12 protein-coding genes are annotated in these 13492 nt (G+C 37.1%); 7 read left to right on the forward strand and 5 right to left on the reverse strand.

Translation table 11 applies throughout. The features are described from left to right. Positions 1 to 23: 23 nt before the first annotated feature. Genes FJR45_RS03810 through FJR45_RS03835 form a run of 6 tightly spaced genes read left to right on the forward strand, consistent with a single transcriptional unit; the run spans position 24 to position 6484 of the window. The gene (locus FJR45_RS03810) at positions 24 to 971 is read left to right on the forward strand and encodes an AAA family ATPase (protein ID WP_193151422.1); all 948 of its coding nucleotides are present in this window, start codon (positions 24 to 26) and stop codon (positions 969 to 971) included. Positions 972 to 981: 10 nt separating this feature from the next. Continuing rightward, positions 982 to 1812 (forward strand): DUF58 domain-containing protein, encoded by an 831-nt coding sequence (locus FJR45_RS03815; protein ID WP_193151423.1) that lies wholly within the window; start codon positions 982 to 984, stop codon positions 1810 to 1812. Beyond that, the gene (locus FJR45_RS03820; RefSeq protein ID WP_193151424.1) at positions 1813 to 2220 is read left to right on the forward strand and encodes a hypothetical protein; all 408 of its coding nucleotides are present in this window, start codon (positions 1813 to 1815) and stop codon (positions 2218 to 2220) included. Continuing rightward, the gene (locus tag FJR45_RS03825; protein WP_193151425.1) at positions 2213 to 3145 is read left to right on the forward strand and encodes a vWA domain-containing protein; all 933 of its coding nucleotides are present in this window, start codon (positions 2213 to 2215) and stop codon (positions 3143 to 3145) included. Before FJR45_RS03820 ends, FJR45_RS03825 begins: the two co-directional genes overlap by 8 nt. Continuing rightward, on the forward strand, positions 3142 to 5064 hold the full coding sequence (locus FJR45_RS03830) for a VWA domain-containing protein (protein ID WP_193151426.1): 1923 nt from the start codon (positions 3142 to 3144) through the stop codon (positions 5062 to 5064). Before FJR45_RS03825 ends, FJR45_RS03830 begins: the two co-directional genes overlap by 4 nt. Then, positions 5048 to 6484, forward strand: coding sequence for a BatD family protein (locus FJR45_RS03835; RefSeq protein ID WP_193151427.1), 1437 nt, complete (start codon positions 5048 to 5050; stop codon positions 6482 to 6484). Before FJR45_RS03830 ends, FJR45_RS03835 begins: the two co-directional genes overlap by 17 nt. Here FJR45_RS03835 and FJR45_RS03840 read toward each other — a convergent pair. Next, the gene (locus FJR45_RS03840) at positions 6481 to 7311 is read right to left on the reverse strand and encodes a prephenate dehydrogenase (RefSeq protein ID WP_193151428.1); all 831 of its coding nucleotides are present in this window, start codon (positions 7309 to 7311) and stop codon (positions 6481 to 6483) included. The two genes, FJR45_RS03835 and FJR45_RS03840, sit on opposite strands and share 4 nt — an antisense overlap. Positions 7312 to 7409: 98 nt before the next feature. Here FJR45_RS03840 and bamA point away from each other — a divergent pair, with 98 nt between their 5' ends. Then, the gene (bamA, locus tag FJR45_RS03845) at positions 7410 to 9668 is read left to right on the forward strand and encodes an outer membrane protein assembly factor BamA (RefSeq protein ID WP_193151429.1); all 2259 of its coding nucleotides are present in this window, start codon (positions 7410 to 7412) and stop codon (positions 9666 to 9668) included. Here the strand turns inward: bamA and FJR45_RS03850 are convergent. The 4 genes from FJR45_RS03850 to hsrA all read right to left on the reverse strand — a co-directional run bounded on the left by FJR45_RS03850 (position 9665) and on the right by hsrA (position 13492). Continuing rightward, entirely contained in the window at positions 9665 to 11131 is a 1467-nt protein-coding gene (locus tag FJR45_RS03850; protein ID WP_193151430.1) for a Ppx/GppA phosphatase family protein, read from the reverse strand. The two genes, bamA and FJR45_RS03850, sit on opposite strands and share 4 nt — an antisense overlap. Positions 11132 to 11135: 4 nt before the next feature. Beyond that, positions 11136 to 11387, reverse strand: coding sequence for a YfhL family 4Fe-4S dicluster ferredoxin (locus FJR45_RS03855; protein WP_151900803.1), 252 nt, complete (start codon positions 11385 to 11387; stop codon positions 11136 to 11138). Positions 11388 to 11466: 79 nt separating this feature from the next. Beyond that, positions 11467 to 12768 (reverse strand): sensor histidine kinase, encoded by a 1302-nt coding sequence (locus FJR45_RS03860; protein WP_193151431.1) that lies wholly within the window; start codon positions 12766 to 12768, stop codon positions 11467 to 11469. A 52-nt stretch (positions 12769 to 12820) separates the two neighbouring features. Continuing rightward, positions 12821 to 13492, reverse strand: coding sequence for a homeostatic response regulator transcription factor HsrA (hsrA, locus tag FJR45_RS03865; RefSeq protein ID WP_193151432.1), 672 nt, complete (start codon positions 13490 to 13492; stop codon positions 12821 to 12823).

Raw genomic sequence — 13492 nt, forward strand, 5'->3', positions numbered from 1 at the left:
AATATTAATATGAGGTATAAATTATGATTAATAAAATAGAAGAGGTAAAAAAAGAAGTCGCAAAAGTAGTCGTGGGACAAGAAAAAATGATAGATTCATTGCTCATCGCATTGCTGTGTGAAGGGCATATTCTTATAGAAGGTGTTCCGGGACTGGCAAAAACAACAACGGTCAATGCACTTTCAAAAGCTCTGGGGCTTGACTTTAAACGAGCACAGTTCACACCGGATTTACTCCCTTCGGATATTTTGGGGGCAGAAATATACGACCCGCAAAACAATCAGTTTAAAATCAAAAAAGGTCCGATATTCACCAACCTTTTACTTGCAGATGAGATTAACCGTGCTCCGGCAAAAGTGCAATCTGCTTTGCTTGAAGTGATGCAGGAGAAACAGGTGACAATCGGCGATACGACATTCAAACTTGATCTGCCATTTTTTGTCATGGCAACACAAAACCCTGTAGAACAAGAGGGTGTCTATCAGCTCCCTGAAGCACAGCTTGACAGATTTATACTCAAGCTTGTAGTTGGTTACAACACAAAAAAAGAAGAGCTTGAAATCGCAAGAAGAATCTCAAGCGGAAATTTTGAGACAATCAATCCGGTTTTAAATAAAAGCGAACTTGAAGAGCTGAAAAAAGTTGTACGCGATATACATGTAGATGAAGAAGTACAAGAGTATATGATAGAACTGGTCAATGCGACAAGATATCCTGAAGAGTATGGACTTGAAGATATTAAAGAGTACATTCAGTTTGGAGCTTCCCCTCGTGTGAGCATAGATATGTTTAAAGCGGTTAAAGCAATGGCATTTATGCGAGGTAAAGACTTTGTCACTCCCGTTGATGTTGCTTATGTCGTAAAAGAGTTGATGCGTCACCGTATTGTGCTTACTTATGAGGCGGAGGCAGAGGGTATTACGACAGATGAAATCATTCAAAAAGTGCTTGAAACCGTAGCGATACCATAAGGTCGCCACAATGAGCAAACTACAAAAAATACTTGTACGGGCACGCCGTCAGGTTTTTAGCGAGATGGTTGGAAACAACCCCTCCATTTTTCAAGGCGAGGGCTATGACTTTATAGAACTGCGTGAATATATGCCCGGTGACGACATTCGACATATTGACTGGAATATCACAGCAAAACTGCAAAAGCCTTATATTAAAATATTTCGAGAAGAGAGAGAATTAAATATTGTTATTGCTTCTATGCTCAACGGCAGTGTCTATTTCGGTTCCAAACGGTTTAAGCAGGATGTTATTGCCGAAGTAACGGCGATGCTGAGCTTTTCTGCTATTAAAAACGGCGATTTGCTGAGTTCATACATCTTCAGTGATAAGTTGGAGTCTTTTTTAAAACCGAGCAAAAAGCTGTTTCAGGTGCATAAAAGTACAGATGAAATTTTAAATTTTGATCCTTTGAATAAAAAAGCAGATTACAAAGTTTTGGCAGACACTTTGTTTAAAAGGCTTAAGCGAAAATCTCTGATTATTATTGTCGGTGATTTTTTTGAAATTCCTGATTTTAAAGTGTTGGCAAAAAAACATGAAGTAGTGGCTGTCATTGTGCGTGACAGGCTTGAAGAGAGACCGCCGGAGATGGGTTTTACCTCTTTGGTAGATCCTGAGAGCGGTGCTGTACTTGAAGGTGATTTTAATGCACAAACTCTCAAAGAGTATGCGAAAAAAGTTTTAGTGCATGACAGAAAACTCTATGCAACATTCACAAAACACCAGATTCGATTTACAAAGATCTATACAGACGGAAAAATCGGTGTTTCCTTACGACGATTATTTGAGGGCAGATAGATGCAAAATTTACAACAAAATGAAATTCCTTTGCATGATATTAAGCCGCTTATAGAGATACATGAGTACTCCTTGTATTATCTTATCGGAGTGAGCCTGTTAGTTGTTCTGATACTTTCGGGTTTTATATATTTGGCATATAAATGGATGCAAAACAGGAAAAGATACAACAAAAGAGCAGAGCATTACAAGAAGCTCTTTTCTCTAGATTGTTCAAATCCGAAAAAAGCGGCATATGATTTAACATTTTACGGAGCAACTTTTAAAGATGACAGTGAACGACATTTAAAAGCCTATGAAAATATGTTGGAAAAACTACAAAGATACAAATATAAAAAAAATGTAGAAGATTTTGATACAGATACTTTACATGTAATAGAGTTATACAAGGGAATGATAGATGTTTGATGGTATATATTTCGAATTTCCAAAACTACTGTTTATTATTTTCTTTTTTATAGCATGTGAGACACTTTGTAAAATGAAGCTATCTTCAATTTACTTTCCGCATGCTTCACAGTTTATGAAGAGTAATGTGTCTGCATCAAAACTGCTTTTCTTCTTAAAATGGCTCACAATTGTTATGATGATTTTGGCACTTATGTCGCCTGTAAAAGATGAACCGTATGAGTTGAAGCCAAAGCACGGGCATGAAATAGCACTGGTTTTGGATGCTTCTGGCTCTATGAAAGAGCGTGGGTTTGATCCGCTCAATCCTGCTGCTTCACGCTTTGATGTTGTGAAATCAATTGTACGGGATTTTATAAACAAAAGAGAAAATGACAATATGGGACTTGTTGTTTTTGGTTCCTACTCTTTTATTGCTTCACCATTGACCTATGATAAGCATATACTGTCGCGTATTGTTGCTCAGCTTGAAGTAGGTATGGCAGGAAAATATACAGCCCTATATGAAGCGTTGGCGCAGGGTGTGAACCTGTTGAAAATGAGCAAGGCAAAATCAAAAGTGGCTATTTTGCTCACAGACGGCTACTCCACTGCAGGAGTAGATAAAATTCCTCTGGATGTGGCACTTGATATTGCTAAAAAAGAGGGTGTAAAAGTCTATCCGATAGGAATAGGTGCTCCTGATGAGTACAACAGAGCCGTGCTTATGAAAATAGCAAAAGAGACAGGCGGTGTTGCCTTTGGTGCAGCAAATGCCTCACAGCTTAAAGAGGTCTATGAAAAAATTGATGAATTGGAAAAATCAGAGATAAAAAATGAAACATTTTCCTATAAAAACTACTACTATTTTTATCCGCTCTTTATAGCATTGTTGTCTCTGCTGCTTTATGTCTATTTACGAAATAAAAGAGGGAGTGTAATATGAGTTTTTTACATCCGGAATTTCTTTACTATATGTTACCGTTAATTGTTATACTCTTTGGGCTGTTGCTTACACAAAAAGAGTCGCATGCAACATTTTTTTCAAGTGAGGTGATGCAAAGACTCAGAGTCTCTTCAAACACCTTGACACTCAAAGCAAGAAATGCACTCTTTTTCCTGATTGCTGTTTTGATGACAATTGCTTTGGCCGGTCCTGTCATCAAAGACGGAAAGATTGAAGTGACGGCTAAGAGTGCTGACATTATGATAGCTTTGGATATATCAGATTCTATGTTAGCAGAAGATGTCTATCCGAACCGTTTGAAACTGGCAAAACAAAAGGCCTTGGAACTGTTGCGTCTGGCACCAAATGAGCGTATCGGTGTGATTGCCTTTGCAAAAAACTCTTATCTGGTTTCACCCTTGAGTTTTGATCATGAAGCAGTTGCTTTTTTACTGAAAAAACTGAATACAAACTCTATTACAGAGCAGGGCACAGATTTTATGTCGATGCTGCAGGTGGTTGATAAAAGTATAAAACAAGATGCAAAAAAATATTTGTTAATATTGAGTGACGGCGGAGACAAAAAAGATTTTTCTCAAGAGATTGCTTTTGCCAAAAAGCATGACATAGCTGTCTTTGTACTTGGTGTCGGCACACCGCAGGGAGCACCGATAAAGCTTGGAAATGGAGAGTTTATCAAACAAAACGGAAAAATTATTGTCTCAAAACTCAATGATAAAATTGCCGACCTGGCAACAAAAACAGGCGGTGTTTACATTGAAAGTGTCAATTCTGATGCCGATGTCAAAGCAATGCTTCAGGAGATTGAGCGTCACAGCAAGAAAAAAGAGCTGAAGTCTGAGCAGATAGAAAAGTATATACCATTGGTCTATTATCCTTTAGGATTGGCACTTCTCTTACTGCTTATCGCGACATCTTCTATGAGCAAACGGGTAAAAGTTGAGGTGCCTGGATTGTTTATTTTAGCTATTTTTCTCGGTAGTTCTGCTCCGTCATATGCGGGATTGCTGGATTTTATGCATCTTGATGAAGCAAAAAATGCCTACAAGCACAAGGAGTATGAAAAATCGGCAAAAATATATGACAGTTATGCAAAAAAGAGTAATCGAAGTGAGAGTTACTATAATGCAGCCAATGCCCTCTATAAGGCTAAAAAGTACAAAGAAGCGGTTCAGAATTATGAAAAAGCAACCTTTGATGACAAAGTTTCACGTGCGAAAAATTTTTCAAATATGGGTAATGCCTATGCAAAAATGGGTGATGAAGCAAGCTTGAAAAAGGCGATAGAGTCTTATGAAAAATCTTTGAAACTTCATGAAGACAAAGATACAAGAGAAAACCTTGAAGCCGTAAAAAAAGCATTAAAGAAAAAAGAGCAGAAGAAACAACAACAAAAGAAACAGCAACAGAAAAACAAAGATCAGAAAAAACAGCAGCAGAAGAATCAAAAAAACCAGCAGAACCAGCAGAACCAGAAAAGTCAAGATAACAAAAAGAACGAGAAAAAGCAGGATAATAAAGAGCAAAAGAACAAACAGCATCAAGACAATAAAAAAGACCAAAAGAGTGAGCAGAGAAAATCTCAAAAGCCGAGCGAAGATGAGAAAAAGCAGCAAAAAAAGAATGCTGAAAAAGAAAAGAATGTAAAGCAAAAAGAGAAGAAAGAAAAAGAACGCAAACAAAAATCCCAGCAAAAAAGTGCTGAGAAAAAACAGAAAAAAGACAAAAAGAAATCTGCCTCCGTATCGGCTGCACAGGCAGAAAAAATGAAAAACAGGATGAGTGATGCAGAAGAGGCAAAATGGCTTAAAAGTCTTAATAGTGAACAGAGTACATATCTATACAGATTGAACCAAAGTAACAAGAAGAAGGAAAACAGTAATGAAAAACCTTGGTAAAATAATAATAATTTTTAGTCTACTTACAACGGCAATATATGCGAAGGTTGTGGCAAGGGTATCTCCTAAGAGTGTTGTTAGCGGAGAAGTCGCAACCTATACCCTTACAATCACAGGGAGTGAAGTCAATAAACCACTTATCAGTACAATATGCGGTAGCAATGTTCTAGGGTCAAGTTCTCAAACAAGTATTGAGATGATAAACAATGACTATAGAAAAAGCTATGTGCTGAGTTACCAGTTTATGCCACAAAAAAGTTGTGTGATTTCACCGGTAAGTATTGAAATAGATGGAAAAACAGAGCAATCAAATAGTGTAAAAGTGACGGTAAAGCCGGCAGTACAGGATAAAAATGCCGATTTTGTACTGAATTTGATTCCCTCAAAAACAGAATTGTTTGTGGGGGAACCGTTTACACTTAACCTGGTGCTGAAACAGAAAAAAGATGCCGAAGCCGTTGACAGTAAATTTATAGCACCGGACTTTAAAGGCTTTTGGATTAAAGGCGAATCACAGGCAACAAGAACTGAAAAAGACGGATTTATCATCACAAAAGCAAGCTACAGACTGGCTCCGCAAAGAGAAGGAAACCTGACCATAAAACCGGCACAACTCAAAATTGCGACAAGAATCTCTTCACGGGATGTCTGGGGAGGGTTTATGCCTCAGATCAAATGGAAAAGCTATTTTTCAAATCCGGTGGAGTTACATGTAAAGCCTTTGCCTAATAATGCAAAAATAGTCGGAAACTTTACAATTGAAGCGACTGCCGACAAATTACAGATTAATCCCAATGAAGCAGTGAATGTCACTGTCAAAGTCAGAGGTGAAGGGAATTTAGAAGATATTAAGAGTTTTAAACCCTATATACCGGGTGTAAATGTTTTTGATGAGAAAATAAGTATCAAAGGCAATACTCTGACACAAAAGTTAGCCTTTGTTTCAGATAAAGATTTTACCATTCCGCCTTTTTCACTGGCATTTTACAATTTGAAAACAAAACGGGTAGAAAAAATCTCTACACAACCGATTCCTATCAAAGTAAACGGTGCGGTGAAAAAAACAGCATTGAAAATACAAAGAGAAGCATCTGCACAAACCACTGAACAGCCTTTACATGTAAAGAAGAGAGCAAAAGTCTATGACAAACTTTCCATTGGTATAGCTTTTGTTGCAGGAGTCATCATAGGAATATTGATTATGATGTTTGCAAAACCGGTAAAATTTTTGAAAAAAGAGAGAGTATTGAATCTCAATGATGAGAGGCTGTTGCTTATAAAACTGCTGCCGTACAAAGACAAAGATGAGGAAGTAAGAAAAGTTGTAGATATGTTGGAAGCTAATCTTTACTCTTCAAAAAAAGAGAAGATAGATAAAAAGCTTGTCAAAGAGCTGCTGAAAAAATATGATATATCCTAGTCCAGGATATCATGCAGTTTGTTGGCATTGGCCATCTCCTGATGGACTTTGTCCCACTCTTCGTTTTGAATGTTTTGTTTGAGGTTTGTAAGCTCTGTTTCAAAGAGTTCTATGGCTTCAAGCAGATTCTCTTTGTTCTGTCTGAAAATATCTTCCCACATATAGGGAGAACTCTTTGCCAGACGACTCATGGAGCGAAATCCACCTGCAGCCAAGGCCAGAATGGTATGCTTGTTTTCCTGCTTTAACACAGTGTTGGCAATAGAATAGGAGATGGCATGGGGCATATGTGAAATGAAAGCGGCATGACGGTCATGCTCATGAGACTTCATAAAATGTTTTTTCATATGCAGCGATTTAAATATTTTTTTGGCAACCTTTGTCTGCAGTTCCCCACTCTCTTCAAGATCGCATAAAACAACAACCTTGTCGTAGTAAAGATTTTCAACTGCGGCATGCGGACCGAAGTTTTCTGTTCCGGTCATTGGATGTGCCGCAACAAAGTTTTTTCTTATCTGTGGCGGTACAGAGGCAACAATTTTTTCTTTCGTACTGCCTAAATCAATTATAGTTGTGTCCGGACCGACATCCGTCAGTTCTTTTAAGATTTTGATCACACCGTTGACAGGAATGGCAAGAAAAATAACATCACACTTTTTGACCTCTTCAAAAGAGACTATTTTATCTACGAGTCCAAGGCAAAGTGCGTCCTGTGTATGCTTTTGATTATGGTCATAACCTACAATAGAGTCAACATAATTTTGTTTTTTTAATGAAAGGGCAAGGGAACCTCCCATCAAACCTAATCCAATAATTGCTATATTCATGTTTATTCTTTCTGTTAATTTGTAAAATTATACTGAATTTACTTAATATTAACCACATAATGGGTAAAATCTTTACTAATTTTTTAAATGGAATATGAATGAAAATACTTTTGTCTTTTTTGCTGGTTGTGTTGACAACCAATATATATGCGCGTGTAGTGAAAACTATTGACTATAATGGATTAATCCACCTTTCCAAGCCGGTTGCCTTGAGAATTTTAGGATTTGGTGAAGGTGATGACATAGACAAAGAGATGGTTGACAAAGCGATTAAAAAATATTTTGACCAAGGCTATTTTAATGATATCTGGACAGAATTTGACGAGAAGGGAAAACTTACTTTTTATTTTAAAGAAAAAGCAATTATATCCAAGGTGGAACTCAAGGGCTGGAAAGAAGATGATGATGAGGTCAAAGAGTCTGTCATTCAAATCAAAAAAGGGTCGTTATATGATGAAAAGAAAATTGAAGCTGCCAAAAAAAGAATCATTGACGCTATTTCGCAAGAAGGCAAAATTGACAGTGTCGTAGAAGTTGAAACGACCTATTTGGAAAACGGAAGTGTAAAAGTTACTTTTGTTGTGAATGAAGGCGAAGAAATCATTATAAAAAAATTGCAATACAGTGGTGTTTACGGTTTGGATCCGGATGATTTTGATGATGTTATAGCCAACAAAGAGCAAGAATTTATGGGTTGGTTCTGGGGACAGAATGACGGTAAAATGAGTCTGAGAGATTTGGAATATGACAACCTGAGAATACGTGACTATTATATGCAGTACGGGTATCTGGATGCCAAAGTTGATGAACCTTTTGTCCGGGTTGATTTTGACAACTACAGCGCTGATATGAGTTATCTGATTTCAGAAGGCAAACCGTATAAAATAAGTAAAATTTCTGTCAATCAACTTGTCCATGTTGCAGATGATGCAAAATTGCGAGATGCCATCTCGCTGAAAAAAGATGAAACTTTCAATATCAAAACTTTTAGAGAAGATTCAAAGAAAATTAAAACACTTGTTGCAGATTTGGGCTACGCCTTTGTTCAGGTAGTGCCTGACTTGAAAAAAAATAAAGAAAACCATACAGTTGAAGTGGTGTTTAAAGTTCTGCCCGGTGAAAAAGTAAGAATCAGAAATGTTTTAATTTCAGGCAATAACAGAACACTTGACAGGGTGATTCGCCGAGAGTTGTATTTGGGTCCGAATGATATATATTCATTGACAGACCTGACCGATTCCCGTGCAGCACTTGGAAGGCTTGGGTTCTTTGATGGTAATACTATAGAAGAAAAAAGAATTGACAACAAGACTATGGATTTGATTGTTAAAGTGAAAGAAGCACCAACCGGAAATATTCAGCTGGGTGGAGGATATGGAAGTTATGGCGGAATTTTGCTCAGTATAGGCATTAATGACAGAAATGTTTGGGGTTCGGGAATTAATGTCGGAGTAAAGGCTGAAAAGTCTCAGACAACACAGAACTACTCTTTTAATATTTCGAATCCTCGTCTCAATGACAGTGATTTCAGTGGAAATTTTTCTATTTATCAGTCAGCTACTGATTACATAGACTATTCAGTTTTAAGTACCGGTTTAACGATGGGGATTGGACACCGTTTTACACGTTATATTAGCGGATATATTGGCTATGGCTACTCAAGTAACAGTTATACTTTTGGAGATGATTTTAATGCAAGTGCATATGATATAAATGCTTTTGAATCATATACAAAAAGTAGTGTAACAGTAAGTGTGAAATGGGATAATACTGATGATTTTTATTTACCTCGTAAAGGCTTTACACTCTCTCAGAGTATTGAGAAATCTGGATTAGGAGGTACAGCAAATTTTATAAAAGCAAGAACAAATTTTTCCAAGTATTATGGTTTGGAAGATATTTTGGGATTTGATGCTATTTTTAGATACAAAGCCAGATATTATGCAATTATAGACAACGGATACATTCCTCTTGCCGAAAAATTTTATATGGGCGGGATTGGAAGTGTGCGAGGGTACCAGGCATATACACTCTCTCCGACTGTAGCCGATGCTACTGCAGTGGACGGAATAAGAAGAGTGGGCGGAACACAAACTTTTTCAAATAATATAGAGTTGAGTATGCCTTTGATACCAAAGGCAAAAATGCGCATAGTGGCTTTTGCAGACTGGGGAATGATTTCGGATAATGTAACAGATAATTTACTAACCAACAATATTTCAAGAGCCGGATATGGACTTGGACTGGAGTGGTTTTCACCTGTCGGCCCGATTCAGCTAATGTTTGCCCGTCCGATAAACCCTCAGGATGGCGATCAGACTGCAACCTTTGAGTTTACAATGGGACAGAGATTTTAGAATAAGACTTTAAATTTTTGATGTTCGCATTCGAGTTTTGCCACTGCCTCTTTTGAAAGATAAAGCTTTTTGGAAGAGTTTACATGTAAAGTGTTTTTCTCAAACTGCAGTTCAAAATCCAGGTTTCTTGGCCTGTGGCTTAAGAGGGCTATGCTTAAAGAGAGCAAAAAACTGAGTGTTTTCGTAACTTGTTCTTTGGGAAGCAGTTTTTTGTAGAGTTGTAAATGGGTACTCGATGGCAGTTTGTTCTTGGCGTACTTGGTCAATGTGGCAATGAGCATGATATCGTGATGTCTGAAACCAAACTCCAGGGCACTTTTTATCAAATAATAGGTATGCTTGTTTTGGGAATAAAAATGGACACTGCTTCCTGCGGGGTATAATTTTGCGGCTAAGGCAAGATTGTATCTGTATTTGTAATCTATACCGAAATATTCATGGGTTAAATCAAAGAGTTTTTTAGCCAATAGGCTTAAATTATTTGAAAACTGCCTGTCTTTTATATGCGAGTCTATAATGTAGCGCACGGAGGTATTGTAATTGTGCGGAAATTTATGTTTGGAATTCCTTAGCAAATCACTCAGATACACACCCTCTCGTACACCTACACCGCTTGTAATCACTTTTGAGATATTTATCTTTTTGATAAGTCTTTGTAAAATAAGCGTACCGGGTTTAATGACATCAAATCTGTTGCTGTTGATAAAAAGGCTTTTGAGTTCTTTGTTGCTTTTTGCATTGAGCAGTTCTTCTATAAACTCCTGCAACACAGTGACCTTAAATTCATAAGCGTGAAGTTTATTCAGCGGATACGTTTCTCTCTTCATGATGGAGCTCGATATTGCCCGAAATGTTCCGCCGATTCCGATGAGCGTTTCAACTTTCATCGCAGGAAGCATTTGTAGTTGTTCGTCAATATACCTGATGGCACCTTCTATGTCATCAGCATCAAAATAAAGCTCTTTAAGGCGCACTGTTCCAAGTTTTAGAGACAGAGGATGTGAAACATTGTTTTTGTCTATATAGGCAAGCTCAGTAGAGCCTCCTCCTATATCTATGCTGAGTGCATTCTCCTGCATTGGCAAAAGATTGGCACAGGCAATGCCTCCGAAGTAGGCTTCTTTTTCACCACTGATAATTTTTATATTGAGTTTGAGTTCTTTTTTTACTTTTTGTAAAAAATCTTTTTTATTGGGGGCATCTCTGAGTGCCGAAGTCGCAACACAAAAGAGTTTGTTCGCTTTGAAAGAGTTACTGATCTGTATAAAGTCACTCAGTGCATCAAAGGCTCTTTGCATAGGAATCTCTTGCAGAGCTCCGCCATGTTTGTAGGCATCTTCAGAAATTCTGACTTTTGACTTCTCTTCATGAAGCAAATGAAAAGCAAAACGTGATACTTTCTCATATATTACCATTCTCACTGAATTGGAGCCTATATCTATGATCGTAACACGCTTTGCCAAAGAACTACTCTTCTATTTCTAAATTTTTATATTTAAACTGCAGTTCTGCCACAGTTTCAACATTGTCTTTATCCGGCACTATGCAGTCAACAGGACAAACAGATATACAGGCAGGTTCATCATATATGCCGACACACTCAGTACATCTGTCAGGGTCAATATAGTAAATCGGGTCACCTTCTTCTATTGCCAGTGTCGGACATTCTTCTCTACATGCATCACATGCTATACATTCATCATTTATTATTAAAGCCATATTCAAAAACCTTATATTTTATATTTATTTTTTAATCTGACGATTTATAGCAAATTAAAGCTTTATTATTTTTGAAAGATTACCTCTTCTTTGGAATTATACAGGATAATTTAGAATTGAGCTGCAAAGATGCAACTGTTCCGTCAATTCCGTCTTCTCTGTTTCTTATGCTTATTTTCGCACCTAAGGCATCTGCGGCGCTTTTTGCCAAGAAAAGACCAAGCCCGACGCCGGATTTGTTTCCCTGGCGCTTAAACGGTGCAAATAAATCTATGCTGTCATCAATTCCACATCCTTCATCTACAACTTCTATGAGTAATCCGACATCATCCTGTGAGCTTCTGAGAATGATAGATTTGTCCTTGGGAGTAAATTTAATGGCATTTTGCAAAAAGTTTTGCAGAATCTGGTTTAAAAGACTTATCTGCAGGGTTGCCATAAATCCGTCGGGTTTAAAATCCATATGCAGCTGTTTGCCCTCGTTTTCGGCAAGAAGTTTGAAGTCATTCGCTTTTTGTTTTAAAAATGCTATGACATCCACCTCTATAGGTCTGTCAAGCTGTGCACCTTCCTGACGGCCTATGTTGAGTATGTTTGTTATAATTATATTCATTTCGTCTACAGTTTTGTTTGTTGTTTTTATAGCTTCTATATACTCCTCGGGTGAGCGTTTTTTTATGAGAGTTACCTGGTTTTTTAGTTTTATAACCGCCAGGGGAGTTTTTAATTCATGTGCGGTTCCTATAAAAAGCTCTTTTTGATATTTGACAAAATTTTCAATTCTTAAAATCAGATGGTTGAGCGTTGCCCCCAAAGGTTCAAACTCTTTAGGAAGTTTGTTCATATCTATCTCTGTGATGAGATGTTCATTCATATTTGCCAGTTTGTTTGAAAATGTCTGAATAGGAGCAATAAGCATTTTGGACAAGGCAATAGCATAGATAATAACAAGCAGGATACTTGCTATATTGATAACAAAAATATATCTTTGAATTTTTTTCAGAAGATGCTTTGTCTGTGTGATATCTTTGGTGATTTTCAGATAGCTTTTATCATCAAGGTTAAACGGATAGATGAGCGTTAAAAAAGTATGATTGTTCTTGGAGGTTTCATAGATATCCATGCCGGTATGAGAATTTTTTAAATTAATGATGCCGACATTTAAAGAGAAAAAGCTTTCTCCCATTGATTCATCTGCCTGAAAAACTGATTTGTATGCAGAAATATTTTTGGCATATTGTACCAATTCCTCTTTTTTCTCATCATATATTGATTTTTCTATATAAAAATAGAGCAGAGATGAAAAGATAATAATCAGGGTCAGTGATGAAAATATCAGTTTGATTAAAAAGTTTGTCCGAATGCTTCGTGAAGAGAACATGATATAACCCCATAAATATTTTTATGAAATTATATCATTATTTAAAATTTTATTAGACTTCTTTTGGAAAGCAGAAGCGGTAGCCTCGACGACGTACAGTTTCTATAGTAGTGATTGATAATGGTTTGTCCATTTTTTGTCGAATCTGGTTGATTGCTACTTCAATGACATTTGGTGTAACGAGTTCAGGCTCTTCCCAGATAGCATCAAGAAGCTGTTCTTTGGAAACAATTTGATCACGATGACGTGCAAGGTGAGTCAGTACTTCAAAAGGTTTTCCTTTGAGTTCTATTTCAGTCTCTTTATAAGTGATTTTTTCTTCTTCAGGATTAATAGTCAAGTCTTCAATCTCTATAATATTGCTTCCGCCAAAACGTAAACGCGCTTCAATACGAGCGATCAATACATCAAAATCAAAAGGTTTTCTTATGTAGTCATCAGCACCGGCGCGCAGTGCTTCGATTTCACTTTCATTATCATCTCTGGCTGAAATAACAACAACAACTGTCTTAGGAGTTTTTGTTTTGATATCACCTATGATATCCACTGAATTTCCGTCGGGAAGCATCCAGTCCATCAGAACCAAATCATAGTTACGGATGTCTAAATAGTATTCACCATCTTTTAATGTCTCTACTACATCACTTTGGTAACCAAATTCTTTGAGTCCTTCTGCTAACATTTTGTTTAATGTTACTTCGTCTTCTATAATTAATATACGCAT

This window comes from Sulfurimonas sediminis, from assembly GCF_014905115.1.
In the GTDB taxonomy this organism is placed as follows: Bacteria; Campylobacterota; Campylobacteria; order Campylobacterales; family Sulfurimonadaceae; genus Sulfurimonas; species Sulfurimonas sediminis.

Excerpts from the sequence above, each read along its gene's own strand:
- FJR45_RS03810 (WP_193151422.1), top strand. The coding sequence starts at position 24 with ATGATTAATAAAATAGAAGAGGTAAAAAAAGAAGTCGCAAAAGTAGTC.
- FJR45_RS03815 (WP_193151423.1), top strand. The coding sequence starts at position 982 with ATGAGCAAACTACAAAAAATACTTGTACGGGCACGCCGTCAGGTTTTT.
- FJR45_RS03820 (WP_193151424.1), top strand. The coding sequence starts at position 1,813 with ATGCAAAATTTACAACAAAATGAAATTCCTTTGCATGATATTAAGCCG.
- FJR45_RS03825 (WP_193151425.1), top strand. The coding sequence starts at position 2,213 with ATGTTTGATGGTATATATTTCGAATTTCCAAAACTACTGTTTATTATT.
- FJR45_RS03830 (WP_193151426.1), top strand. The coding sequence starts at position 3,142 with ATGAGTTTTTTACATCCGGAATTTCTTTACTATATGTTACCGTTAATT.
- FJR45_RS03835 (WP_193151427.1), top strand. The coding sequence starts at position 5,048 with ATGAAAAACCTTGGTAAAATAATAATAATTTTTAGTCTACTTACAACG.
- FJR45_RS03840 (WP_193151428.1), bottom strand. The coding sequence starts at position 7,311 with ATGAATATAGCAATTATTGGATTAGGTTTGATGGGAGGTTCCCTTGCC.
- bamA (WP_193151429.1), top strand. The coding sequence starts at position 7,410 with ATGAAAATACTTTTGTCTTTTTTGCTGGTTGTGTTGACAACCAATATA.
- FJR45_RS03855 (WP_151900803.1), bottom strand. The coding sequence starts at position 11,387 with ATGGCTTTAATAATAAATGATGAATGTATAGCATGTGATGCATGTAGA.
- FJR45_RS03860 (WP_193151431.1), bottom strand. The coding sequence starts at position 12,768 with ATGTTCTCTTCACGAAGCATTCGGACAAACTTTTTAATCAAACTGATA.
- hsrA (WP_193151432.1), bottom strand. The coding sequence starts at position 13,492 with ATGCGTATATTAATTATAGAAGACGAAGTAACATTAAACAAAATGTTA.